The sequence below is a fragment of the Crateriforma spongiae genome, from assembly GCF_012290005.1.
GTDB classification, from domain to species: Bacteria; Planctomycetota; Planctomycetia; order Pirellulales; family Pirellulaceae; genus Crateriforma; species Crateriforma spongiae.
On the sequence record NZ_JAAXMS010000003.1, the window covers coordinates 381,539 to 407,571 of the forward strand.

Annotated in this window: 17 protein-coding genes and 1 tRNA gene; 12 read left to right on the top strand and 6 right to left on the bottom strand. The window is 55.9% G+C overall.

Annotation, left to right across the window (positions count from 1 at the left end; translation table 11 throughout):
• Positions 1-103 precede the first annotated feature (103 nt).
• The 5 genes from recG to HFP54_RS09500 form a co-directional block, all read right to left on the bottom strand.
• Positions 104-2,281 carry an ATP-dependent DNA helicase RecG gene (recG, locus tag HFP54_RS09480; protein WP_168564936.1) on the bottom strand — a complete coding sequence of 726 codons (2,178 nt, stop codon included), beginning with the start codon at positions 2,279-2,281 and terminating at the stop codon, positions 104-106.
• Between the two features lie 140 nt (positions 2,282-2,421).
• Positions 2,422-3,456, bottom strand: a complete 1,035-nt coding sequence (locus HFP54_RS09485; protein WP_168564937.1) for an EF-hand domain-containing protein — start codon at positions 3,454-3,456, stop codon at positions 2,422-2,424.
• 169 nt (positions 3,457-3,625) lie between these two features.
• Positions 3,626-4,303, bottom strand: a complete 678-nt coding sequence (locus tag HFP54_RS09490) for a toprim domain-containing protein (protein WP_168564938.1) — start codon at positions 4,301-4,303, stop codon at positions 3,626-3,628.
• 123 nt (positions 4,304-4,426) lie between these two features.
• A complete protein-coding gene (locus tag HFP54_RS09495) occupies positions 4,427-5,650 on the bottom strand; it encodes a nucleoside monophosphate kinase (RefSeq protein WP_146415431.1) in 1,224 nt (407 codons plus the stop codon).
• 245 nt (positions 5,651-5,895) lie between these two features.
• A complete protein-coding gene (locus HFP54_RS09500) occupies positions 5,896-9,501 on the bottom strand; it encodes a mechanosensitive ion channel domain-containing protein (protein WP_168564939.1) in 3,606 nt (1,201 codons plus the stop codon).
• 266 nt (positions 9,502-9,767) lie between these two features.
• Here HFP54_RS09500 and HFP54_RS09505 point away from each other — a divergent pair.
• From HFP54_RS09505 to HFP54_RS09545, 8 genes are all read left to right on the top strand, one after another.
• Positions 9,768-9,841, top strand: a tRNA-Pro gene (locus tag HFP54_RS09505).
• A gap of 276 nt (positions 9,842-10,117) precedes the next feature.
• On the top strand, positions 10,118-11,176 hold the full coding sequence (locus HFP54_RS09510) for a tyrosine-type recombinase/integrase (RefSeq protein WP_168564940.1): 1,059 nt from the start codon (positions 10,118-10,120) through the stop codon (positions 11,174-11,176).
• A 157-nt stretch (positions 11,177-11,333) separates the two neighbouring features.
• Positions 11,334-11,543: a DUF1580 domain-containing protein gene (locus HFP54_RS26370; RefSeq protein ID WP_390657144.1), complete on the top strand. Its 210-nt coding sequence runs from the start codon at positions 11,334-11,336 to the stop codon at positions 11,541-11,543.
• A 906-nt stretch (positions 11,544-12,449) separates the two neighbouring features.
• Positions 12,450-13,694 carry a hypothetical protein gene (locus HFP54_RS09520; RefSeq protein WP_168564942.1) on the top strand — a complete coding sequence of 415 codons (1,245 nt, stop codon included), beginning with the start codon at positions 12,450-12,452 and terminating at the stop codon, positions 13,692-13,694.
• A gap of 426 nt (positions 13,695-14,120) precedes the next feature.
• Positions 14,121-14,729, top strand: a complete 609-nt coding sequence (locus tag HFP54_RS09525) for a hypothetical protein (protein ID WP_168564943.1) — start codon at positions 14,121-14,123, stop codon at positions 14,727-14,729.
• A 427-nt stretch (positions 14,730-15,156) separates the two neighbouring features.
• Entirely contained in the window at positions 15,157-16,581 is a 1,425-nt protein-coding gene (locus tag HFP54_RS09530) for a ParB/RepB/Spo0J family partition protein (protein ID WP_168564944.1), read from the top strand.
• Between the two features lie 686 nt (positions 16,582-17,267).
• On the top strand, positions 17,268-17,522 hold the full coding sequence (locus HFP54_RS09540) for a hypothetical protein (protein ID WP_168564946.1): 255 nt from the start codon (positions 17,268-17,270) through the stop codon (positions 17,520-17,522).
• Between the two features lie 700 nt (positions 17,523-18,222).
• Positions 18,223-19,260 carry a hypothetical protein gene (locus tag HFP54_RS09545; protein WP_168564947.1) on the top strand — a complete coding sequence of 346 codons (1,038 nt, stop codon included), beginning with the start codon at positions 18,223-18,225 and terminating at the stop codon, positions 19,258-19,260.
• Between the two features lie 706 nt (positions 19,261-19,966).
• Here HFP54_RS09545 and HFP54_RS09550 read toward each other — a convergent pair.
• Positions 19,967-21,307 carry an integron integrase gene (locus tag HFP54_RS09550; protein ID WP_168564948.1) on the bottom strand — a complete coding sequence of 447 codons (1,341 nt, stop codon included), beginning with the start codon at positions 21,305-21,307 and terminating at the stop codon, positions 19,967-19,969.
• Between the two features lie 277 nt (positions 21,308-21,584).
• Here HFP54_RS09550 and HFP54_RS09555 point away from each other — a divergent pair, with 277 nt between their 5' ends.
• The 4 genes from HFP54_RS09555 to HFP54_RS09570 all read left to right on the top strand — a co-directional run bounded on the left by HFP54_RS09555 (position 21,585) and on the right by HFP54_RS09570 (position 26,028).
• Positions 21,585-22,034, top strand: coding sequence for a protein-tyrosine phosphatase family protein (locus HFP54_RS09555; RefSeq protein ID WP_168564949.1), 450 nt, complete (start codon positions 21,585-21,587; stop codon positions 22,032-22,034).
• A 2,383-nt stretch (positions 22,035-24,417) separates the two neighbouring features.
• Positions 24,418-24,825 (top strand): hypothetical protein, encoded by a 408-nt coding sequence (locus tag HFP54_RS09560; RefSeq protein WP_168564950.1) that lies wholly within the window; start codon positions 24,418-24,420, stop codon positions 24,823-24,825.
• A 181-nt stretch (positions 24,826-25,006) separates the two neighbouring features.
• Entirely contained in the window at positions 25,007-25,474 is a 468-nt protein-coding gene (locus tag HFP54_RS09565; protein WP_168564951.1) for a hypothetical protein, read from the top strand.
• A gap of 143 nt (positions 25,475-25,617) precedes the next feature.
• Positions 25,618-26,028 (top strand): hypothetical protein, encoded by a 411-nt coding sequence (locus tag HFP54_RS09570; RefSeq protein WP_168564952.1) that lies wholly within the window; start codon positions 25,618-25,620, stop codon positions 26,026-26,028.
• Positions 26,029-26,033: the final 5 nt, after the last annotated feature.

Below are 26,033 nucleotides of genomic sequence, written 5' to 3' on the forward strand. Positions count from 1 at the left end.
CTCTGCCCCAGTCCGATTGACCGGCGATGTCATGCGACGCGGGGAACGGCCCCGGTGCAATTTGTTGTTCGCAAGCGTGTGTTCGTTCGTTTCAGTGATGCCATCAGGCTCCGTCGGCCAATTCCATTCGGTCGCCGTAGCGTCGCAGCACCTGGCGTCGCAAATCCGACAATGCTTCGTCCTTCATTTCTGGATCCCCGTCGATCATGTCCTGCGCCAGTTCCCGAACCACTGCCAAGATTTCGCGGTCGCGGGCTAGATCGGCGACACGCAGCGGTGGCAACCCGCTTTGCTGTTTCCCCAAGACATCGCCGGGGCCACGCATTCGGAAATCCGCTTCGGCCAATTCAAATCCGTCGTCGGTGGATTCGAAAATTTTCAAGCGTTCGACTTCGTCTGGTGGGACGTCCCCGTCGGTGAAAACGGCCACGTGTCCCGGGTGGACGCCACGGTTGATGCGGCCGCGCAGTTGATGCAGTTGTGCCAGGCCGAATCGGTTGGCACCTAAAATGGTCATCACGGTGGCATTGGGCACATCGACACCGACTTCGATGACTGTGGTGCTGACCAAAACCTGAATCGCCCCATCGGCGAACGCTTCCATCGTCGCGTTCTTCTCGTCCGGTTTCATCCGTCCGTGCAACAGCCCGACGCGATAATCCGCCAACACGTCGTCACGCAACTGGGCATAGATGGTTTCGACCGACGCAATGTCCTCGGACCCATCCGCATCGTCATCGGATTCGTTTCCGGGGACGGACGCCGTTGCGGGACCAACACGTGGTGCGACCACGTAGACTTGGCGTCCTTCGTCCAAGCGTTGCCGAACAAATTGCCACCAACGCTGGGTCCATTCGTCTTGTGCCAAATAGGTGTGAACTTCCGTACGACCCGGCGGCTTTTGACGAATCGTGCTCATGTCGACGTCGCCGAACAATGTCATCCCGATCGAACGAGGGATCGGTGTGGCTGACATCACCAAGCAATGAGGGTCCATGTCGTCGCCCCGCAGCGCGGTTCGTTGTCGGACACCGAACTTGTGTTGTTCATCGATGATGCAAACCCCAAGCGATTGAAACTTTACGTCGTACAACAACGCTTGCGTGCCCACCAACATCGTGACACGCCCGTCGGCGACTCGTTGTAAAATGTCGCGTCGCTGTGCGGTGCCCAGAGATCCCGACAAAAGACCGATGTGGTCGCTGTTGTCCGCATGGATGTGCCGCAGATTTTCATAGTGCTGGCGTGCTAAGACTTCCGTCGGTGCCATCAAGACGCTTTGGTGCGACGATGCGTGTGCCAGCATCATGGCGTAAAACGCAACGGCGGTTTTGCCGCTGCCGACGTCTCCCTGCAGCAGACGGTTCATTGGGAACTGACGTCGCAAATCGTGACGGATTTCTTGAACGACCCGGCGTTGGTCGTCGGTCAGGGTGAATCCGAACCGATCCAAAATCGCCGCATGTGTTTCCGGGCTGGCATCGATGACCGGTGCGTTCAGGTCCGTGGTCAGACTGCGTCGGCGGATGGCCAGGGCCAATTGCATGACCAGCAATTCTTGGGAAACGAATCGCGTTCGCGCGGCGATCAGTGACCGATCATCCGTCGGAAAGTGGATTTGCCACAACGCTCGGTCGATCGGCGGCAGGGGGCCGTCATGGTCAACCCCGCCGGGGTCAATGTTCGCCTCACGCAATCGACGCACCACTTCGCGGCGCAGATCTTCTGGCATGACTTCCGTGGTTTCGCGTGCCAATTGTTCCAAGACTTCGCGTGTGTATCGACGCATGTCGTATTGCTTGAACCCGTCGGTCAACGGATAGACGGGCAAGATTTCACCGGCCCCGGCGGATTCGTCTTCACGCAAAACTTTGACTTTGGGATGGACGAATTCCATCCGCAGACCTTTTTGCGTCGGCACGCCACTGATCATCACTCGCCGCTCGAAAGTCAACGTATCGGCGCGAAACGGCTGGTTAAAGAAAACGATCCGAACCGAACCGGTTTCGTTGGTCACGACCGCGCCGAAGATGGATTTGCCCGGACTGCGCGCGGATAGTTCCGCGTCGGTGATCACGCCGGTGACCGATGCGGCCTGGCCGTCTTTCAGGCGATCAATTGCGACTTCGGCGGCGGGGTGCTCGTAGTCGCGTGGAAAGAAGAACAGCAAATCACGCAGCGTGTTGATGCCCAACTTCGCCAGACGCTCGGCACGTTGTGGCCCGACGCCGGCCAGAAACTGAATCTTGGTCGTCGGTGTCAGGGAAGAAGCGTCACTCATGCGCAGATTTTAAACGCATCGACGAAAACACGCATCGGTGCGGATCGACCAGTGTTGTGCCGAACCAACCGATGACCCAAAAAAGGGCGGCGTGAAAAATCACGCCGCCCAAAACGTTGTTCCATTCGGATCGTGGCCAATCAGTTGCCTTCGTCAGCCGTCGCTTTGGCTGCGGCTTTCGCACGAGCGAAGATGATGATTTCTTCGATGTCCAAGGCATCGTTGTTATCGATGTCGACCTTGTCCAGCTGTGACTTCATGTCTTCGGTCAACTCGTCGCCGGCAAGCAGGCCGTCGCCGTCGGTGTCGTATTTGGCAATTAATGCTTCGAAGCGGACCCATTCTGCGGATCCGGGAATGATGGCCCCTTCTTCCTCTTCATCGCCTGATGCGGCGGGTTCCGGGCGGGCTTCGGCGACGGCCGGTTCTTCATCGGCAGTTGATTCGTCGGCGGGTTGATCGCCTTGGTCGGCGGCCGGTTCCATGTCTTGGTAATCGCTATCGTCACCGCCTGCTGCGGGCGGCTGTCCGCCACCGCCACTGCCGCCGTCCATCTCCTCCGGGGCACCGGGGACGGCGCCGCCGGGAGTGCTGGAAATGACTTCGCCGGAATACTCGTCAATGACCGTCAACGTTCCATCATCGCCGGCGACCATGTTGCCTTGGATGTCTTGTTCTTCGTAAACGTACTTTTGGTGACTCAGGTACATGTCGCGACCTTCAAACGGTTTGTAGGTCACGTACATCTTGTGTTTGCGAAGCGGCAGTCCGGACTGAAAACCGTAGACTTCGACTTTGCGGCTGCCTTCCATGAACGTGTCCATGGGCGCAAAACCCACCGTGCTCTGGACAATGTCATTGCTCAGGAACTGATCCGGTTTGCGGCCGAATTCGATTGCCTTGGATTCCACCTTTGCAAAGGCCTCGTCCACTTGCGGGCGAGCGACTTTGTAGTCGTACCCCAGTGCGGCCAACAACAGAGCCAACACGCCCAGAAGAACGTACTGGCGAACGTTGGATTTCGGCTTTTCGGCGGCCGGTTCCGGCGTCGCCGCTTCGGTGGTGGCAACGGGTTCGCCGGCCTGCACATCGGTGAATTCGACATCACCGGCGGGGGCGGCGGCGGGATCTTGTTGGACGTCGTCGGTGGGGTGATCAGCGTTGGGGTCAGACATGAGGAAACCAGCCTAAAAACCGGGCCCAAAGATGGACACTTGGGGAAAAGAACGTGGCCCTATCATGACTGACCCGCACCGCAAAAATCAACCATTGACCGCCGCAGAAGGAAAAATGAGCAGTCCTTTCACGCCTCGGCCGAGCCGATGTGTCCTGCCCGACGGGACTTCAGCGGGATTGCCCCGCCAGAAAGATTGACTTCATTGCGACGACATCGCGCGGGCCGATCCGTTGGCAGATCCGAGTTTCCGGGACCACACCGGTCCGCCGCAGAACATTGGTGGGCAACCCTGCCAGGCCACGAAAGCGTCGGTGGCGTGGATGGTGCCCCGATTGTCGCAGGCTTTCCAGTTGATCGGCCAAATCCATTTCATCCAGGGCATAGCGGACGTCGTTCGTGTCCCCGGCAGTGATTTCAAACAGCGGCACGCGGGCCACAACGACCCGTCCGGATTCGACCAAGCCGGGCATCCAGCGGTCAAAGAACAGCGTCACCAGGACGCCACAGTGAATGCCATCGGCATCGGGATCGAACAGCAACACGATTCGCTGGAAACGGACCCGTTCGACTTGAAAATCGTTTCCCCAGCCGGCACCAATCGCCTCAGCCAAACTGCAATACAGTGGATTGGAACGCACCGCCTTGGCCGATGCCTTGGCGGCGTTCAGCGGCTTGCCCTGCATCGGCAACACCGCTTGGAAGGTGGCATCGCGAAGGGCCAGGACTGACTTGGACGCGCTCTGACCTTCCACGATCAGTAATTCGTTCGGCGGCCCGTCCGGACGACCCGCCGTCGGTCCAGCCACGCACGGGTGCAGACGCGTTTGCTGGGTGGGAAACGTCATGCGGATGCCGTTTCCCCGGCCGATGCCATTCCCGCGGCGGCGTGATGGTCGCGCGCCGTGGCGTTAGCCAGTCTCTGATCAGTTTTTGCCAGGCCAACCTTTGCCAAGCCAACCTTTGCCCGTTCAGCTCGTGCCGCGACGAATTTCGCTGGCTTGGAACTGAACCGTGAATCGGTAAATCCGTTTCGTCTCACAAACAATCTCACCGGTCTGCAAGTTCACCGTCCTGGGGACTTCGGTGCGATTCACGTTGGCGACCGCGCGGTAACCACGTTCGGCAAAGATGTCGATCACCATGGCCAGTGCCAACGGGTCTTCGAAAATCGGGTCTTCCGAATTGATCTGGGCCATGCCGGGAATCGCGTGACGCATGATGATTGGCATGAACCGATCGTTGATCAAGCGAATCACCGAATGAAACATGCCCGCGTGTTCCAGTTGATACCCGTCCATCCGGCGAACCAATTCTTGGCGTGCGTGGATCGACAGGTCTTGCGCCAACGGCAGGTGACGAACCGCATCATAGGTTTCCGGATCCAGTTCCAGTGACGACTGGTACTTCAGTTCCTTTAGGATGTTGCGTTCGACTTCGGCGATGTCACCTTGGGCATCGATGAAGTGATAGTGATAGATTTCCTTCAGCGACTGCAGCGCGTCCCACGTCTGTTCCTTGAACACACGGTAACGGTGTTTGGCGGCCGCGGGATCGATGTCCGTCGGACGCTGTTCCAACAGCATGTCTTCGGTGCCACCCTCGGACAGAATCTTTTCATTCTCCGCGGCAATCTTGCGACCACGTTCCAATTGGCGATCGATACTGGTTCGTTCGTCGACGAACAGCACGACGGCGTGAATGGTCGGCTTACGAAAATTGATGGCCAGCGGTGTTTGGTGGTACTCGCGATACAGCAAGTTCATCTTCTGGACCAACAGCTTCAAACACTCCACCTGGACACGCGTCCGCGGAAAGCCGTCGATGATGCAACCGTCACGGAATTCCTCGTGCAGCATCTTGCGAAATAGCAAGTTGATCACGTCGGTATCACCGACCATGCCGCCGGATTCCTTGATCGCTCTGGCCTCCGGACTGTCCAGCAAATCGCTGACCACGATCGGCGGGCAGGTCAATCCACGGGCTTTGGCAATGAACGCGGTGTTGGTTCCCTTGCCCGCACCAGGCGCCCCGCCCAGCAGGATCAGCTCCTTGCCGAAACGCAGGTTTTCGTGGCCCAGTTCTTCTTCCAGCTCCGTCCACACGTTGGTGAAGATGACCTGGGCGTCTTTGACTTCCAAGTCTTCGTTGTCGTTTTGCTGGGTCTGCGGCAATTCGTCTAAGTTGGACGACATGGCTTTCTTGTCCAAACAAATGAAGGAGGGGAGGGACGCACGCGAAGTGACCGGTGCATCGTGTCGCCGCGGACCAATTCTTTCAACCACCATCGGTCCAAGTGTGACGCCTTGTCGCGAATGGTGCGGTTGGCGGCCGCCGTCGGGGGCCGATTTGACCCGTGTTTTTGTGGCTATTGTTCGCCCGATGCTCGGTCTGCGGCATGCTGACGCGTGACACCATGGCGTTGGTCAATCCGGCCGGCTCAGCTGGCCGCTGTTTCCGACCCGCCCGCGGTCGGCGGCATTGCGGGCAAAGTCATCCCAGGCGGAAACGATCGGATGTGCAAATCCCGCTGCGGAAAAGCGATCTCGATGCCTTCGGCGTTGAAGCGGTCGTTGATGGCGGTGTGCAACTCATGGATCGTCGTCAATCGCACATCCAGCGTCGACAAATAACACCGCAACACCAGGTTCAGCGTCGAATCGCCGAAGCCTTCGAACGTCACGATCGGTCCCGGATCTTCGCTGATGTTTTCGTGCTGATCGCAAATCTCTTTCAACAACTCGCACGCTCGCCGCGTGTCGCTGCCGTACGCAATGCCGATGTTCATTACGACACGGTTGGTGCTGTCGGTCAACGTCCAGTTGATCAGGCGTCCGGTCACCAAGTCCTTGTTCGGAACGACCAATTCCTGACGATCCCAGTTGGTGATCGTCGTGGCCCGAATCCGAATCCGTGACACCACGCCCGTCGTATCACCCAGCGTCACGATGTCGCCGACACGGATGGGTTGTTCGAACAATAGGATGATCCCGCTGATAAAGTTCGCAAAGATCTCTTGCAGCCCGAATCCCAAGCCCACGCCCAACGCGGCAACCAGCCACTGGATGCTGTCCCATCGCAAACCCAGCGTTTGGCAGGACATGAAAATCCCAAAAGCGGCCAATGCATAAGTGCCGACCGATGTGATCGCGTAACGCGCCGCTTTATCGATCGGCAAACGCTCCAGCAATAATCCTTCGACCAGACCGGGCAGGTTGCGAACGATCACCCACGTCAGCACGACCACGGGAATGGCCAACACCACATTGGCCAGGGTGATCCAGCGGACTTCCACCGTGCCATCGGGGTTGTTGACCGAGACGCTCCACAACTCAAACCGATTCAGAAACTCGACCGCGGGCAACACCGGTGCCCAGACCAGGACCAAGCCGACGATCACGGACAACCAGATGATCGCTTGCATCATCCGCGTCGTCTGTGCACTGATTTCTGCGGCCGGCAAATTGTCTTCTTGTTCAATGTCAAAGCCCTCGACATTGACGCGGTCCGTCTCGTCACGCTTTTCCTTGTACAACGCGTACGCGACCCGCCGACGCTGCAGAAGCAACCAACGCCACAGGAAACCGCTGACGACAAACGCGATGACGATCAACCAAATCGTCCCGTACCCGCATTCGGCCAGCGATAAAGCCGCGTACTGGTACCCCAGCAACGAAATCGTGCACAGAATGAACGGTGTGGCCACGATCAATGGAAACCAGAACATCCGCAAACGACTCAGCCAGCTGTCCGGATAATGTTGCATCCGCGTCGTGAAGATGCCGTGCTTGGGATGAAAACAATCCCAGAAGAACACCGACGCCAAAAACATGCCGGCGATGAACAGGCCACGCCCCAAGGATCCTTCGACTTGAGGGTTTCCGATTTGCTGGCACACGGTCCACAGCAACAGGATCGGCAAGCCGACGTCGATCAAAATCCTTAATCCCTTGCGCAGTTGTTCAACGGACGGTTCGTCGCTGTTGAAGTGCGCGATCGCCAAGCCTTGCGGACGCAAGACCTGACGCATCAATTCCAATGGCAGGATGAAGTACGCCGCGACCTTGAAACCTTGCGCATACGCTTGGATCAATCGGTCAGACGATTCGGATTTCTCAATCGCCTCGCCGATGAAATACAGCAAGATAAAGACGGGCAGCGCCAACGCGACCGTGATCAAAATGGCCGACAACGTGGGAACCAGCGACGTCGTGTTCCAAGCCCTTGCTTTCTTTGCCAGTGCCGTCATCCGCCGCCGCAATCGCGTGCCGGCAAAGATCATTGAAAGCAACGCCAAAATCAGTAGGGCGGGCAAATGCGGTTGCTTTTTCATGCCCACCCAGAATGCCGTCAAGACTTGGCCCAGCGTGTACGGATGCATGATCCGAATCAGGCTGTTCCATGCCGTCGGAAAGTCTCGCATTGACAGCGGGCTGCGGTTGCGGATCCACAGCACGTGACGATTGATCAGGTGACGCAGTTCATCCAGGTTGTTTTGCTGCGTTTCCAATTGACGCTGCGTGCGAAGATGAAGGTCGATGTCGGTGTCGATGTCCGCGATAAAGCGATCAAGCAAACGTTGTTCGGTTTCGCTGATCTGGCTTTTCGGAATGGATCCCGACCAAAGGCTGGAACCGGAGGAACTGTTCCACTGGGTTTGAATCTGCAGTTCCGCTTTTTCGGCACGCAGTTGATCGATGCGTGTGCGCACACGGCGTATTTCCGATGCCAGCGATCCAGGATCAGGCAATCTGCCCTGCAACAGTTGCAGTTCGACACCCAAGCTGGGGCGAATGCGGCCTTCGGATTCCAAATCCCGTTCGATCGTTTCGATTTTTTCGTTCAACAGCCGAGTGATCTCTTCGGCCTTCGCCTCCTCTTCGGTCAATCGTCGGCGGACGCGTTCGGTCTCCGACAAGATCTCGATCCAAGAATCTTCGGACTTCAGGATCGCCGATTCTTCCGCCTCTGTTTCACTCAACGAATCGCGGTATTGCCTGAGATCGGACCGGGTTCGCGCTTCCTTGCTTTGCCGGACCGCTTCAGCCCAGTACTGTTGCAATTGGGTCGCACGTGCCAGCTCACGCTCGGCCAACGTCCGATTCAGCGGCAATAAATCGGCTTCGGCCTCGATCGCCTTCAGTTCGTTTTCCAGCGTTTTGATCCGCTGTTCGGTTGCCGCAATTTGGGCTTCCCGTTGGGCTTGCAAGGCTTCGGCCACGTCGCCGTTTTCATCGTCCACCGGTTTGGCATCACCTTTGGATTGCAAGTCCGCCAGTTGTTGTTTCGCTTCGGCGATCAGTTGCGGCAGGGCGGCGCGGCGTGGTTGACGTTGGCTGATCTCTTGATTGATCGCTTGCAACTTTTGTCGGGCCGCCTCGACAACGGCGTCTTGGTTGGCCAGTTCTTGCCGCAGTTGTTCCAGGCTCAAAAAGCGGCTATCAGGACGTTCGACCGGCGATGGTTCCTTGGCTTCGACCTGGCGTCTCGCATCGGCGGTGTCAAAGCCGATCGTCGATAGCGTTTTTTCATAGGAGGATTGCTTTTCGCTATCGGATCGACGGTCTTTGTATGCCGATTGAGCCGTCGCCAGGATTTTCAGTATCCGTTCACGCAAGTCGTCATCGATGTCGGATTCTTTGACGTTGGCAATCGCGGTTGTGATCGCCTCTTCGTTGGTCAATTCTTCGGCGTCCAGCAGCGGTGCCGCATCTTCCGCCGGATCGGATGTCGCCGTCTCGGTGGCCTGCATTCGGGCGGCGGCCAGTCGGACCTGGGGGGCTGACGCGGTCGGCGATGTCGCAGCACCCGCCCCGGGCTGACGCACCACTCCGGATGAGGCTTGCCGGACGGCGCCCTGTGCCAGCGACCCGGGCGTGGCGGTCGCGGTGTGTCGGGGCTGTGGGCCGGTGGGGATCACAAAATTCTGTGCGGTCACCTGTGCCGGGACCGACGCACACAGAACCGCCATCAACGATGCGGCCAAGGCCAAGACGACCCGCCGACGAAGGGCGAACGATCGCGGATTCGGTCGGAATTTGGGCATCAACGCTAGCGACAAAATTTCAGGGAAGGAGCCAAGCGAGCATTCGACGGGCATACATGAGGGATGCCCCAAAATGGACGAATCCCCGGCGCGGATTGTCGTGAAAGTGATCGCGTCGGCGAAAGACCAATGCGAGCGGTGTCGGAGGCGTCCGCGTGGGCGGTGGACGCCGGGACGTTGCCGCCACCTGCGGGCAATTTCTATGCCGCCATCGCAAACCGGCATTGACGCGACGCCCTCCAGTCGCCAACATTGGCGACTTCCCTCGGGGCGTGGCTCAGCCTGGTAGAGCGCTACGTTCGGGACGTAGAGGTCGCTAGTTCGAATCTAGTCGCCCCGACTTGCAAAGATCTTCTTTTTACCCGCAAATCGCGGTCGAAACGCCCACGCTGGGCGTTACCGGCATCCCGCCGTGCGACTCGCTGTTCAGGGGTTTTTGACAATTTAGGTCGAAAACCCCGCAAGACAGACAGGAGACGCACCGATGGGACGCCCTCGCAATAATCTGCCCACGTACAGCTATCATGTGTCAGGGCAGGCCACTGTTTGGATGGACTACAAGCGGTACTTCTTGGGCGAATTTGATTCACCCGAAAGTCGTGCCAGATACCTGGAGTTGGTCCAGATCTACAACGACAACGGGCAAACCATGCCCGATCACGTTCCGACCCATCAGAAGCAGTCACCGATCACAGTGAAGCAGGTGCTGGAAGCGTGGAAAGAAAACGTTGCTGAACAGCCGCAGCTTGCCCGGTACGACTCAATGGTGTCGCTCCTTGAGATCGAGTACGGCGCGTTCGCTGCGGACGAATTCGGCCCCAAGCGGCTAAAGGAATTTCGTGAACTGCTGATTGTCGGCCGGATGACGCGTCAAACCGTCAATGAACAGATCCGTACCGTTTGTCGAATCTTTAGGCACGCTGCGTCTGAGGAGTTGGTGGAATACCAGGTCTACGACAGGCTGACGACCGTCGAACCCTTGAAATACGGGCGGACTGACGCACCTGAACAGCAGCGACGCCAGCCTGCAAACCTGCATCATGTGGCCGCGACTGTAAGGGAACTGACGCCGATCGTAGCAGACATGGTGCGAGTGCAACTTGCAACTGGAATGCGTCCAAGCGAAGTTTGCCGGATCCGCCCGTGTGACATCGATCGAAGTGGATCGGAGTGGATCTATCGACCCGATAAGCATAAGACGGCCCACCGACAGATCCGCAAGGCGGTACCTATCGTCGCCGAAGCACGAAGAGCGATCGAAAACTACATGAACCGCGACCCGCAGGCTTTTTGCTTTTCACCTACAGAAGCTGAAGCCTGGCGACTTGCAGAACGACGTGCCAATCGAAAGACCCCGCTAAACCAAGGGAATCGTCCCGGGAAATCAAGCAGGCAGAAGAAGGCAAAGGCACAGCGACGCGGTGACTGCTACACCAAGGACAGCTACCGCCGAGCGATCCAACGTGCGGCCGAGCGCGCGGCTGTACCGAAGTGGCTTCCGAGCCAGCTACGCCACAACACGGCGACTGAGGTTCGAAACGCTATCGGACTGGAAGCAGCACAGGCACTGTTGGGGCATACGAACGCGGCAATGACTGAGCATTACGCCCGCGAAAGCGAACAGGTCGCGATCGAGGCGGCGAAGAAGGCGCCGCGACTTCCCAGCGAAGTGTGACCGCTCGTTGCACCGGGAACCCGAAGCCAAGAAAAAACTTCTATCCCCCCCTTTGCGCAGAAAGCGAAGGTTGCGATAAGGGTAAGTGCACACTTACGTGCGAAGTTGCTACGTCATATGGGAGTGCCACATGAACACCAGCGAGAACCCCAATCCGATGGATCTGCTGACCGAAGACCTATTGACCTTCGCTCAGGCAGCCCAAGAAATCCCCTCTCGGCCGTCTGTTAGTCAGATCTACCGATGGGCGGATCGAGGCGTTGTCGGTGTCAAACTGGAATCAATTCGGTTGGGGTACGGCCGACGCACAAGCCGCCAGGCCATCACAAGGTTCATAAAGAAAACCCAACGATCGAGCCCGTTGTAAGCTCGAAGTTAGTCCTGCTTTTGGGCGATCTAGTTCATGCAGGATAGGGAAACCACGCGGCTTAGGTCTGAGTCGATATTGAAACGATGAACCGCCGCAAGACGAATCGGGTCATAACGACCCGGGAGACTGATGCGCACGCCCCACCGAACCATAACCGAGTTCAAACACCCTGTGACTAAGCACAACCCAACGTTGGGGGATGACGTTAATAGAGTCAGTTGGTCACACCGGGGATGCGCATATAGGCCCCAATCAATCTCGTTCGATTGACGCCTGGAAAAGAGCGGAAGCAAATCAATAGCCGCAACGAAATGCCATGTTTTTAACTCACCCGTTTACGGTGGACACTGCTCCATCTGACTGCCGCCTAGAAACAATGCATGGCGAATCACAAGAAACAAATCTGGGCGTAAACGGCCAGCCCATGACGAACTGGCAGGGCAACGACTGGTATGTGTGCCTTGGAACGAGCTTCCGCAGAGGGCACGCTGCGGCCTGGCGTGATGCTAACTGACCTTCATTGGAGCACACGTCTGGGCGAAAGTACGTGCTGCGGACACTCAACAAAAAGGGCAACCAGCGCACTCAAATGATCAACTATTTCTTCGGGTTAGGCAAGGGCAGCCGTCCCCAGAACTTTCTGCGGCCAAAAGCAGACGCCGATCAACAGTGGTCTACCACTTCTACTAACCCGCATACACTTATACCACTACTACTTAGTCGGTTCCTTAGTCTGCTTAGTCTGCTGTCTAGTTTGTGGCTGTGGCCCACCTTTCCCTCTACCAAACCTTCCCTTTCGACAGCAGTTTCTGTTTTCAAAACAACCACTGCACCCCAAACACAGACCAACACCGGCGCTGCCCCAACCAACCATGACACCACTCCCGGCACGGGAGCCACGTCATGACCAAAATGACCAAGCGCCGACCAGGAACCATCAAAGGCCACCAGAGCTTCTCTGACGCCCGTATAGCCTGCGGCTACTATCACACGACAATCGACGCCTACATCCAAGCCCTGGCCTCCAGAGCCGACCTGTACAGCCTCAGAGCAACCACAGACTACGACCCAAAGGTCATCCGCTCAGCCAAACGCGCCATGACCTGCTGTCGCCTGTTCTCGCTCCACCAAATGCCCGCAAGCGAACCCGCCTACAAACCCATCCAGTACTGCAGAGACATCCACCAGTGCGTCGTGTGCCAGGCACTCGATGCACGTAACAAAATCGAAACCCGATGTAAAACAATCAACTACGTCGGAACCCGGTGTTTCGAAATCGTCGTGCACTTCGACCACTACGACGACTTAAAAACAGAAGTTAAATATTTGCGGGCCGCTAAAGTCGTTACCGGATCAATGTCCCGAATTAAACGCCATTGGAAATGCCGGCAGTTTAAACCACCACAACCCGCAATCGTCGACTACCTCGCAGGAATCCACGTCAGCTACAACAACCGACAAAACTACGCCAACCCACACGTACACCTCGCCGTTAATGTCCTTAAAGACGAAAACGTCCCCTACTGCCACCAAGTGCTCGAAGCATGGGAAAACGCCCTAACCCGAGATTTGACCCGTAAAGGACTCCCGACACCTGCCGCGATTAAAATCTCGCACAAAGGACTCGTCGTGAACTCTGCGCGTAGCCAGGCCACCCAAACACGACGTGGCTACCGATGCATCACCCAAGCACACTACCTGAACTTCGCCGCCTACGTGCTGCGAACCAGCGAAAAGCACGACAAGCCCGGCGACCCGCCGCGACGACACCAGTCCTTCTGCGATGCCAAAATCACTGTCACCACCGCAGCAGCACGATGCGGCGTTAAACGACCAACAAGAACCAATCGCTTCCAACCAAAACCAGGCAAACTTCTACTTTTCCCCTTTCGCGGAACGCCCGTCGAAATCGATCCCCAAAAACTCGAACAAGCAATCGAGTTCCTGGAAGCCGACGCAAGCCTCATTGTCGATTCCCAAATCGATCCCGACCAAAATGACTACTTCGGTACCGACTTAAGTAAACACCAATCCATTGAACCGCCAGCGATAACCCGGTTTCCGGACGCCAGGAGAAAAGTAAGGGAAATACAACACCAGAAAAGATTGAATCACCGGCCGGTGAGCAATCCCGGCGCTGTTTGCTAAATTGCGATGATGATCTCGACCAGCCGGTGTGCTTGCATTTTGCAGTGACGCTCTGGCGCGTTTTTTCGAAGTTTGTTGATACGGGGTTCCGCCAAGCGAATTTTCACCCGAAAATAGCTTGTGGGAATACAGGGAAGCATCGGGATGCAAGCTTAGCGAACGATTGGAATGAAAGGTCGCTCACTCGGTTGGCATTCACCAATAAGAATATGCAAGGTTTGGCAGCAGCCTTCGTCTTTATGGGGCAAGCAGTAAGCTTTCGGTCGTTAAAAAGAACGTGGGCTAACTGGGGCATGTCGAGCAATGATTTCTGTAGTTGATCGAATTTTTGCCGATTAAAACTTATAATCTAGCATCCGTGCACGATTGTCACATAACCAGAATGTATTTTTCTTGTTAATGGTCTATGGCTAAAGTGAGGTTGAAATGATCACAAGAACGCATCATCTCCGCGACGACTTTGTGTTGCCGGAAGATGATCCGCTGATCCCCGAAGCTATTCGTGGCGTCTCGTATGCCAGTCTATCCCGTGTTCAGAAGAGTGCTCTTCGGAGAAGGGTGGGATTGCGTGACTTCGACAAAAATGCGTCGACTCGCAAGAAGGTTCAAGGGGAGATACGAGAAGCCTTGTTAATTGTTGACAGTCCGGATCAAGAAAACAGGGTTCGGCGAGAAGAGTTCGCAGGGGTGACTAAAGTGGCTTCCGGGCTTAGCGACACTGAACGCCGTCGACTGGGCGTATTGAATATTTCCGACTTTGCGTCACTGTGTGGCATTGAACGCAGTACGTTTTCAAAGTTTTTGGACAACATCGCTAAGAATCCGTCACAGGATCTGATTGACTGCTTTGATGCTATTGCAGGAATTAGCCCGGCGGTCGTTTATGACGACGCGACTAAAGCCCCTGTCTCGGGCAACGATCGGCGATTAAGCGCGATTTCGGTTGCCCGTAAGATTCCGGACGTTTTGACTGAGTGGGGGCCATCTGATGTGTGTTTAGCCATTCTTCAAGGCAAGGCCGAAATTCTTGTATGACCCGTTTTGCATTCTGATGGTATGGGGCTGCTTGTCACGGTCCAATTTAAAAATTTGGGTTCGCATCCGTGCAAGCTTTTCACGGATGCAAAAGTCTATCAGTGGAACGTTAATTCGACCTAGATGTCCTGTGGTTTGCAGACCTGGGGTTCAGTTCAAAGATGGTGATTTCCATTGGGGGTGGCGTCTTAAGAGAGCATCGCGTTTGAATTCAAATGGTTTGCCTTTATGTGTTGCCGGGGCACACCCCGAAAGGGTTCGCCGTTTTGGCAATTCGGTTCGAAAACTTGTGTTGATCGATGACGGTGGACTGCTAGATTTCATGCCATGCAAGAGGCGACTCACCGATTGACTCCCTGGTGGCGAACGTTCGTGCTGGCGCTGAAGTGCAGGTCCTGCCGTCTGTCAGAAAGATTGAGCATAGCCTTTGGCTTCACCCGCATCTTTTGTTCGATTCCAAGTTTTTTGCGATGATCTTCTTGTTGCCATTTGTGTGATTGATCTTTTTCGCTGTGGTGGTCCGATTTTGGCTTCATCGTTGACGCGGTCGGCGGCACCGGGCCACTGCAGTTTCTACTTCTATGGACGACGTTCAATGCCTGATACACCCTCTGGCTCTGTCAAACAAGAGTCGGATTCGCCCCTCAGTAGTAGTCGCAAGCCCAGAAGCAGCGAAGGAAAGCCACTGGCAAAGAAAAAGCGTTCAAAGGGCTCGCTGGATAAGAGCAACCCAAAGAAGGGCGTTTGTAGCGCTAGCAATAGGAAGACAGTCGATGTCGAAGTTCGACGTCCGAAGTCCAAACAGCTTCCGGATCACTATGAAGAGATCAAGGGGGTTCATCCGGCATGCGAGAGCGTGCGGGAATTGAGTGATGAAGAATGGAATCGCTTGTGTGTTTCGATAGCTAGCGGTGCTGCAATTGATCCAGCGACGATCACGGAATCTGGTCTCTTGGTCGATGGTCGGCATCGATGCCTTGCTGCGATTGCGTCAGGCCGTCAGGACGATGTCAACTTCACCACGGTAGCGGAAGCTGACGCCTATGCTGTGGTGGCGCGCCGATTGATCGGCCGAAAGGCTAGTCTCATCGATCTTTGTCGCGCAGCATTGAATTTTGAAAAAAAGCAGGCGCGGTCACAAAAGATGTCGGTGGCGAAGATTGCTGCTATGTTTGGGATTTCAAAACGGTCGTTCGATCGTTACCGAAAAGTCGCATCAAGCGCGAAATTGGTCGCGGCTGTCCATGAAGGTAAGATCGATCTTACGAAAGCAGCAAGGGTTGTTTCAAAGGTCGATGGCGACGACAAAAAGATCGATGCTCTGGTCGAGTCTCTTGTAGAAAGGAAGCCCGATTCTGCCCGCAGGGCCAGAGCGGACGCTGACACTGAAGCCGGGGCTGAGCTGAAATCGCACGTGAGAGCTACTGTCACGCCGGAAGTGAGCGAAATAGCGGCGGACGATGGCGACGAGCGAGCGTACCAGCCAGTTTCGTCTAAGCGGTCCTCGGGAGAGCGACGCTCAGGCACCAAGGCGTCTGAATTGGTCGGAGTGGCCGCTTCAACCGACTGTCCATCGCCTGCGGCGACCCGCGCAGAACCCAGTTCTGGCAAATCAGATGTGGCAGCGGACCGTCGGCCTCAGATCGTCTTCGACGGTGGGCCGGTTGTGGTGAGGTATCGCGACGTCTTCGTGGTGGTCATGCAATTCGAGGGTGCGTGGGAAGCGTCGGTCCACGGCGGGGCTTCGGACCAAGTCTACTCAGCCAACAATCGGGACGATGCGATCGCCCAAGCCAATTCGATGCTGAAACGCTTGGTCGACGAACCCGGTTTTGATCCTGATAGCCAGTAGCTTCTAAAGTTGATTAGTGTCCCCACACTGGTTTCGAAATACGGTTGCCGCTCAGACACGACGGAACTGCTTTTTTAATTGTGCCTTGCGGCACAGTTTTTTTGTCGACGCGATGCATGGTGAAACCGATGCCCAGCACCGAAATGATGCCGTGGCTCGTTGGCACGACGAGACGCAAATGCTGACCTGCTTAGCGATTGGGAATCGCCTGTGAAATTGTATCTGGATCCGCTTCGGTGCACCCACTCGAAGATGTTGTTATTCCAGAAGTCGTGGGCTGCCTGCAGGGGCATGACTGCAACGGGCGCGGATCCAGAAAACGTCGGTCGGACATGCCCAAGCTGCAGGCGATCCATCAAAACGACTTTCTACGGTGGTCGATCGAAGCCCGATTGCTTTCCCGTCAAACAGCAATTGAACTCTCGGCCAAATTGGATGTGCCGGCGGATCGTATCCGCGACTACCACGACGTCTACTTTAGTGTTTCTGCCTTAATTGATGCACCCCGATGGGGCGTCACTCACGCAAATGATGGGGGATCGGGAAACGCACCACCGCAACAGAAGGCCTTGTATCGATTTAGCTATTTCGGCGGGCGACACGTTTAAGAACATTGGTTTCGCTACTGGGGGCTACTGCAGGGACCCATGGACCTTTCGACAGATGAAGGGAGGGAGGTCGAGCAGTTGCGTAAGTTGATCCTGTGCGAGACTCTGGACGGCGAGTCCGAAACGAAATGGTTCCAAACGCCTTTGCAATTTGGAGGTCTTGGCTTCAAGGGAACCGTCCATGTCGAAACCGTCACGGAGCTTTTGACGCAACATGTGCATCGCCATTTGGTTTCGCTCGCCGAAGGTCCCGTTCCCACCGTTGCAAAGTACATGGAACAGGTGTCGGGCGATTGGCACCGAAGTCGGGCAAGCTTTGCTCCGACCGCCTGACCTCGACGTACTGGGACCGTGCGGCCGAGAGGGCGCATAAGCGTTGGCGTCAAGTCAGCGAGGCCTTTCGCAAGGTCCGCCCAAAAGGCCATTGATAGACCAGAGAAGGCAGAGGCGCGCCTGGCGTTGTCGCCATAGGCCGAAGTCCGGGTTCTGGGAAGTTGCAGCCGTCCGGTGACACCGGTAGTTCACAAGCGAGATGACTGGCCCTGCAAGACAGTTTGGCCGATGTTCTCATAGGGAGTGCAGCATCCACGTTTGGGGCCATGGCCGGCGGTTGGACTGCTTTGCGCCAATGGGGCAATTCTGTCCGGACGCGATTGGACTGACGGCAAACCCTGGGGCGAGCCGTCCTGCTTACCAGACAGGCGGCATTGGCATCTTTAGTGAAACGTCAAACGGGGAAAAACGAGTGTGCCAATGAGTGGCTAGGCATGCGTCGTAGGGCTCTAAGTCATTCGTGGTCAAGCTCCCCTCTTAATTACTGCCGCCCAGGTTAACCGACGGTAACTACGACTGGGGATGCGTGATAGTTTTTCACGTACCCAACGGATTAAATTTCAGATCAGCATGTCATCGGACGTCCCGATGCTTCATCGATCCGGATCCCCGTCTGTCTGCAGGCTTCCCCGTTCACTCTGGCGAACGAAAAACTGGTAGATTAGCCAGTCTTCCCGGATAGTAAGTCGCCGCCGACCCCGTGATTACTGAAGACTTGTTGGAGATCGTCATGAACAATGCGACTGGATGCCGCTTGGTGTTCGCTTTGGTGGCAACCGTACTGGTGAACGTAACGGTGCGTGCGGCTGAACCGCTGACGGTCGCATCGTTGGGACGGTTACCGTCCGGCTTGACTGAGCAGGATGAAGAATCGGGAACGGAAGCAAAGTGGCAAATGGTTCGGTCACTGCTGGGGCGCTCGGCCGATCATGTCGTCGTCAAGCAGGTCGGATGCAATTTGGGCGGCAACACCTCGGTGCGTAACTCTTCGCCTCTGACCTGGAAAGACAAAGGCTACTTTCGTCGCTCCCGCGACTTGGGTCAGGTCTTCACCGCGCCGCGCGATTTTACCCTTGATGCGATCGTGCTGCGTACCGGCAATGGGCATCTGGCGTTTCTACCGGGGGCCGCCAGAGCCCGCGTGTTCATTCAGCTGTTCGAAGTGGTTGGCGAGCCGGTCATTAACGATAACGGTACGCCATCTAGCACGGATGCGACGCACGGATTTTCGACCAACCATCGTTGTGACGACACGGTGGACGGAGTCGAGTACCAGCCGATCCAGGTCGTCGCGGGCGGTTCAATGCCCGACTTGTTGGACTCGGGTGATGGCAAACTGGCCTACTTGAAATGGAGTTTCAGTCAACCCGCAAAGCTGGACATGAAACGCGGTAAACAATACGCGTTCATGGTCGGATTCACCGCCCCCGGCCCGGAGCGGAATTTCACTCTGGCCAATCGCAATCTTGCGTCGCTGCCGAATCCCCCGACCATTGCAGGTGACGCCGACAACTATCCCGGCGGTTGGGGACTTCGACGCGAAGGGAATGGGGTGACGCCGCCCCGCAAGATTTCAGGGGCCAAGCCTCCAAAGGACCACGTGTTATTGGGTCTGCTGACATCGCAGTCGTCGTTTCCGCGAGGTGAAGCAAGGTTTGCGATTCGCCCGACATGCGAGGGCTATCCCGATGTCGATACGTATCGTGACCTTGAGTTCTATGTCATCGCTGACTACTAGAAAGACGCGTTCCGATTGGCTCGCCCGGCAGGTTGTCTAAAGCTGTTGTTTCAGGCTGGGCCCTGTCAAGCCATGCCGGAACATGCGTGGACATCGATTCGGGGCTTGGCTGAGTAGCATCGAATCATTGTCATCCCACAACGAAGGAACGGCCAGTGCTCGTCGAACCGAGTTGTGTCTGGGGGCATCGGCAGGGGGTTCGAGCAGATTTGCCCATTACCAGCCCCTGTTTCCGCCGATAGCATTTGTGCCGCGCGGCACAATTTCAAATCCGGGTGGGGCCGGATCGCGGCGGAGCCGACTTGCTGTCGACCAATCCATGGTGGTGAATCTTCCACCGGATGCCTTCTCGGTGAATCGGCCAATTCGGCGAGATTGACGCAGTGGCGTGACGACCGTGTAAAAGTTCCGAAAGACATAACCTACGCCCCCCCCCCGGTCTGCTACATTGGGGGGCGTTGATGGCACGTTCCCGATTCTCGGGGACGTCGCATTCGAACTGGCGCACGTCGCGCGCGAAGGGGCTGGCGTGAACCGTTGGCGATTCATCGATCAGGTCAACGACGTAAGGGGGCAAGCGAAAACCAAGCGTGCTACCCAAGGGGCCGAAGGCCAGGCCAACCCCCCTTTTTCACCGTCGCACGCCCCGCGTTTGGCGACCATCATGGGGCAGCAACCGATGATGGCCGATCCCATGGCGGGCGGTTCACTCGGCTTCTTCGTTGTCGCGGTTCAACCGGTCCAGGGGGCTGCGAACACTCAGCCCTGGACGATTCATGACGTGCAAATAGATCATGGTCGTCTTCACATCGGCGTGCCCCATCAATTCTTGGACCGTTCTGATATCCGCGCCGTCTTCAAGCAAGTGGGTGGCGAATGAATGACGCAATGAATGGGGAACCGCGTTTTTGACGCAACCGCTTTCCTGCAACGCACGAGTGAACGGCTTGGCCAAGTAGTCTTCACTGACATGATGCCGCCAATGCCGACCGGACCGCGGGTCGGTGCGTGTCTTGGGCGAGGCAAATAGCCACTGCCAACCGAATCGTCGAGATTCCGATGGGTACTTCCTGGCCAATGCATCGGGCATGTGAACTTCGCCCTCTCCTCTTTCCAAGTCTCGCTGGTGCCGCGTGCGGCATTCTTCGATCTTTTTAATCACGTCCGCGACGGCCGATTGCGGTAACACGGTGATTCGGTCTTTTTCACCCTTCCCGTCTCGGACCAGAATCGTGCCTTCTTCGATTTGCAGATCCTTGATCCGCAACCGCCGGCATTCCTTGTGACGCAGGCCCCCGCCATACATAAGGTCCAGCATCAGACGCTTATTCTTTGGCAAACCTTGTCGGATAGAGGCGATTTCGCCGCGTGTCAGCACGACGGGGAGCTTCTTGGGCTTGGTCGCTTCGCTGTGTTCGAGGAAACCAAGTTCACGTCCCAGGACCTGCTGGAACAAAAACAACAAAGCCGACTTGGCTTGTCTTAGTGTGCTTGCGGAAACGCCTCCTGACTCGTTGGTCACTAGCGACGACAAGAAGTTGCGGATCTCGGATTCGGTGATCGCTGCGGGCGTTGTGTTTGGACAGAAATGAAGCAAGCGGATCACCCAGCCAACGTAAGCCTTTTCAGTGTCGTATTTGTAACGCCGCCGGCGCAGCGTTTTCCTCATTTCAGATACAACCTCCGGCTCATTGTCAGGAAAGTGGTTTTCTTTCTCTGCTGCCGCTTGGTCACCGTTTCTTTGGGCGGCGGCCAGATCAGCAAGCGTCCGCACGACCTCCTGAATCGCGGGATCGATTTCACCACTGATCATGGTTTGATATCGACCGGCGGTGACAGCAGCCTGTTGCCTTTGCCACGGCGGTACGCCCTTGGACTTCAAGTGTCGAAGAAATGACACCAAGCGTTCACGATCAATCGCCAAGGTTTCATCGACAGGATGTTTCCAGAACTCGTACATACGCCGCATCCAGATGCAGGACCACTGCGAGTCTGGCCAGTTGGGTTGGAGCTTATGGACGTATAAATGGAATTGATCGAAACTCACTGAAATGACTCCGCGCTGGCGACTCGGACCCCATTTAGAGACGTTTGGACAGCATGGACAATGGTCCAGTGCTCAAGCCTCTGGCGGGATTCTGGTCGTTATTACCGGGGTTGTCAAATGATGGGGTTGAGATCCGCCTGCGAGTTCGCTAGCGTGGGTAACACCCAAGGGAATGACCCGAAGCCGGCGATCTTTCCGGGGATAACTACAGGTGTTATGCCCGGAACCAAGGCCGGATAATTTAATTGTTATGCGTCTTACACGAACGCGAAAATGAATGCATGAAATTCATCCCAAGCTACTCTGGATCGGACACGCATTGGACGTTCGAGAACCACAGGGCTTATTCGATGCCGGAATCACGACTGTGATTGACGTCGCCTACGAAGAACCGCCTGCCCAAATCCCTCGTCAATTAACTTACTGTCGATTTCCAATCAATGATGGCGGTGGGAACGACCCCAAAATACTGCTGCAAACTTTGCGGACGATTACGGATTTTCTCGCTTCCGGAACTCGAACAATTGTTGCCTGCTCTGCCGGAATGTCACGTTCACCTACGATTGCTGCATTCGCGTTGGCACATCACATGTCCGAAACTCCGGATCGAGTGATTTCTAGAATTGCCGAAATCAAATCGTTAGAATTGAAATCTGAACTCTGGGCTGACACGCTCATTGCATTCAACAAATTGAAACCGAACACAAACACCGAAATCGACGCATAACAATACGATGCACGCGAAGCCGGACTTGCGCGTGCGATTTGTACATCAAAGGATCACACTTCCGGCTCGGTGATCTTTGTCGTTCGTCGTACATAGAGACTCGATTGGGCGACGATTCATTGAGCTGCCATTTTGAAAACCGGCTGGCCCATTTAATTTCATCGGACTTCCGTTTCCTGTGATTCGCATTTGATGTCACGATTTGATTCGTGCGCGGTCGAGTGTTCGGGACTGAACTGCGACTTTAATACCTGACGAGTGTTGTTTTGCATTCGCACAGATTTTCTTCACACGCAATGCCTGAATGCAACGCGAGTGACTCGGCATGTCGGCCCACCTGATCTCATCTGACCTCCGTTTCCTATGAATCGCCCTTGGTGTACTCGTTTGACTGGTGCGTGGTCGACTCGGCTATGATTAACCGACGCCTGTCGACTTTCAGTGCACGTTTCCCGCGGTGCATCAAACAGAGTACGATGGTGACCGGTCGATGGGCTTCAACCTGTCGTTGCACGTAAGACCGACGAACCATGCGTTGCACTCGGAGTCGCGGAGTTGGGCTGGTTTGGGTTTTAGTTTTAGCTCCATCGCCGCGACCCGGTGAACGCTGACGTTCGTCGGAAAGCAACAACCAGTAAGGTGCGTGCGTTCAAAATTAGAAATCTTCTGACGCTGCTTGTTCTTTGCGCTCTGACCTTCTGGATTGCATTGCCAAGCTTCGATAGTACGCCCGCATTTCAAACATCTCTAACGTTCACGACAGCAAAGGCGGATTGCACTGTGCTTTCCAACGGATACGTTAGGCTAGCGATAACAGCGACCATATCAAATGCGGGCGAGACCACACAGCGAGTCTCTGGATCCGAGAATCGCCTCGGTTTGCTCTACGTCGTCTATGATGACACTTTCAACTTTCCACTGCACGCTCGGGAGCATCGTGCTGGTGATTGGATGGACGTTCCCAGCAGCGCTGCATTCTCAATTACCGAAACGATTTTGCTGCGAGAGCAAGCATGGCGCCAGGTTAATTCTCCGATACGATTGGTCGCGCTCGCTAGAGATCCTGACACAAACATGACTGACTACTTTCAGGCTGTTCTGGATGGGACTGCTTCACCGGCAGTGTCCAGCGGGAGCGTCGTGGAAGACATCGACGAACCATGAATTGCACCGAAGCACGGGAGTCGGGTTTGATTGAAGTAGCAGGATCTATCGCCCGTGCTCGGTGAATTCTGACGTTACACGGGGTCGGCTCTGATCGGCATCAGGCTCTGGTTTTCGTGTGCGCGGTCGGCCGGCTTTGATGGTGAATCGAGATCGATTGCGGTGTCATGTTTGACCGTGTCGCTGAACACATTGGTCGTGCTCGGACAATAGCCGCTTCGCAATGTTGACTGAATGCGGAGACGATCACCACGTACCGACGCCTTGAATCGATTGATGCTTCAAGCTGTGAGTCTGTTTGCGTCGGAACGTCGCGATCTTCAAGCCGGATCCGGCGTTGTTCGCGCGGTCAATTTGGTGAATGTGCTACGTTGCCTGACTCGACCTGAATTCCACCGCGGTCTCGGGGCTCCCTACGCCGGCGGCCGCTGGATGTCTTCTTTTCGTGTCTGGCCGTCGGCTCCGGCAACCCCGATCCCGCCACGCTTTGGCCGACATCACAGTGAAGAAACTCGATGCTTCAGGCCGTGCGACGTTGCCGGCTTGATTCGATGTGTAACAATGCGTTCAACCGAAGCGGGGTTGAGCCGTCTTGGACGCTTCGCTGACCACGTTTCCACGCCCCCGCTCGGTTAACGCGACCGTTCCCCGACACACATTCATTGACATTGAGTACATCGGATCCGTATCGGACGTCATCCGTCGCCGTACAGGATTTGCAAACCAGCTGCTCGACCGAACGTCGACGCCGACGCGTTGGCAGGATATGCGGGATACTATCCGCTGCCGCTCTCGCATCATCTATTGGCGTTGGATTCGCATTGCTGACGTCAACGAACCAAAAGGGATTTGCCGCTCTGGGAATCGCGGCGATCGTAACCTTGATTCTTCACGCGGGACTGTATCTATCGATGTTGTTGGCGATACCCGCTGCGATCTCGAATCCCCGTTGGCTTCTCCTTGGCCTTCTTCACGTACCGATGTTCTATCTTCTGTGGTATTGTTAGGTGTAGATTGGTCGGGTTTGACCGCGATTTCAAAACTGCGACCGTTGTCCGTTTGCCCTGCCACGCACCTGACAAATGCGGGGAACCATGCCGTGCACCGGAGCGGCGTCCGCGCGTTTCCTGATGGTTAGTTTTACTTTCGCCGCCCGGTGACGGCGGTCGTTACCCGATTCGATTTCGATTATTGGAATTCCACTATTCGCATTTGTTTCATGCTGCTTGCGGACACTTTTATTGCTGACCCGGATGGGAATATGGCGGCCTTGCCCGATCCTTGGCACTTCCCGGACCTAATGATTGAGTGGATGATTCCAATAACGGTATTCCTGCTATTCGCTTCGTCTTTCGTCGCATACCGTCGGTCGAATCTGCTGCATCACTTGCTGTTACTCACTGGCGCCGTCATGGTTTGCCTCGGCTTTGTCGGTTTCTTCGTCGCTGACTTCCCCTTGCGAGGTGCCACGATTGCGGAGATGCGGTCCGGTAGTGCCGCCCCAATTGTTTGGCTTCAAAATGCTTCGAGTGTATTGCTGCTTGCTGGCCTTTTGTTCTCGTCGTCTGGTGCCGCGGTTTCGATCTTCACTGGACGTGCCGTTAGAAACCAATCTAAGCATGGGTGACGTCACCTCAATTTGCTTGCCGCGCCTCTGTATGTGCGAATCAAGTGGTGATTTCGGGTAACCATGGCGTGCACACGGAGCGGGGCTTGCGGCCCGATTTAGAATGGACAACGTTACTCTCCCCGCCCGGTGACGCCGGTCGTTATCCGACTGAACCGCTTCGGACTCTGCTCCTGAATTTATGCAACAACCTGCTGTGCTTCGCTTTCCGATCTCCGCGTGTGCCAAACACGGCATGGCGTTCTCGATCGCAACGGGGTGGGCATTGCTCTGGGTTTGGTTCGCGATTACTGGCTTCACAGATAGCCACTGGATCGAATTCGGAAACATCACGATCGCCACACTGCTTTCAGTTTTCTACGGTGCCCTCCTGGTGGATGCCATGTTTCGGACTGTGACACTGTCCGAGGCTGCAATCTGCACTGGTTCGCTCATTGGTCCACAGCGTTGTATCGCGTGTGATGATATTGCGATCGTAAACGGCGGTGCTCACGACATTCGCGTTCACGCTCGCGATGGGACGCATATTTCATGCCCTTACAATCTGACTCCCATTCACGCCGTAGCGCAATGGTTGCTTGAACTGCCGGGCGACCGGCTTGAGTGGTACATTGGGGACTGGGCGCACGACCTCATAAACGGCGGATAACCACGGCATTCACACGGAGCGGGGCTTGCGGCCAAATTTGAAATGGACAACTTTTCTCTCCCCGCCCGGTGATGCCGGACGTTACCCCGCAAAACGGCACGGCGTCCGCTTTTCCATTTTGATACGTTTCCCAGCGTCTATCCATGGACACCAATCCGTATCGCCCAACCAGAGTCCACGACGGCGATAAAGCCCGCGGTGATCGCAACTTTGCATCCAACTTGTTGGGAATTCTTCTCGTAGTCGGTGTCTGGCAATTCTGGTTGCGAACGTTCCATGATGGCGAATTTCTAGGCTGGCTTGTTCTTGGTGCGTCGGTCGGCGTGTTCGTCGATGGGATCATTGGGACACGCCGTGTTTTTACTCCGATCGTGCTGTGTATAACGCCGTTCTTGATCGCGTTCACCCTTGCAAATCATTCCATGTTTCCATTGCTGGCCAACGCAGAGCCAATCATGCTTCTGATCGCGTCTGGTATATTCTGGGTTGAAACCATGATTCCGGTTGGCGTGATGCTGTTGGCATCTTCGCTTGCCCGACGAATAATGGGGTAACCATG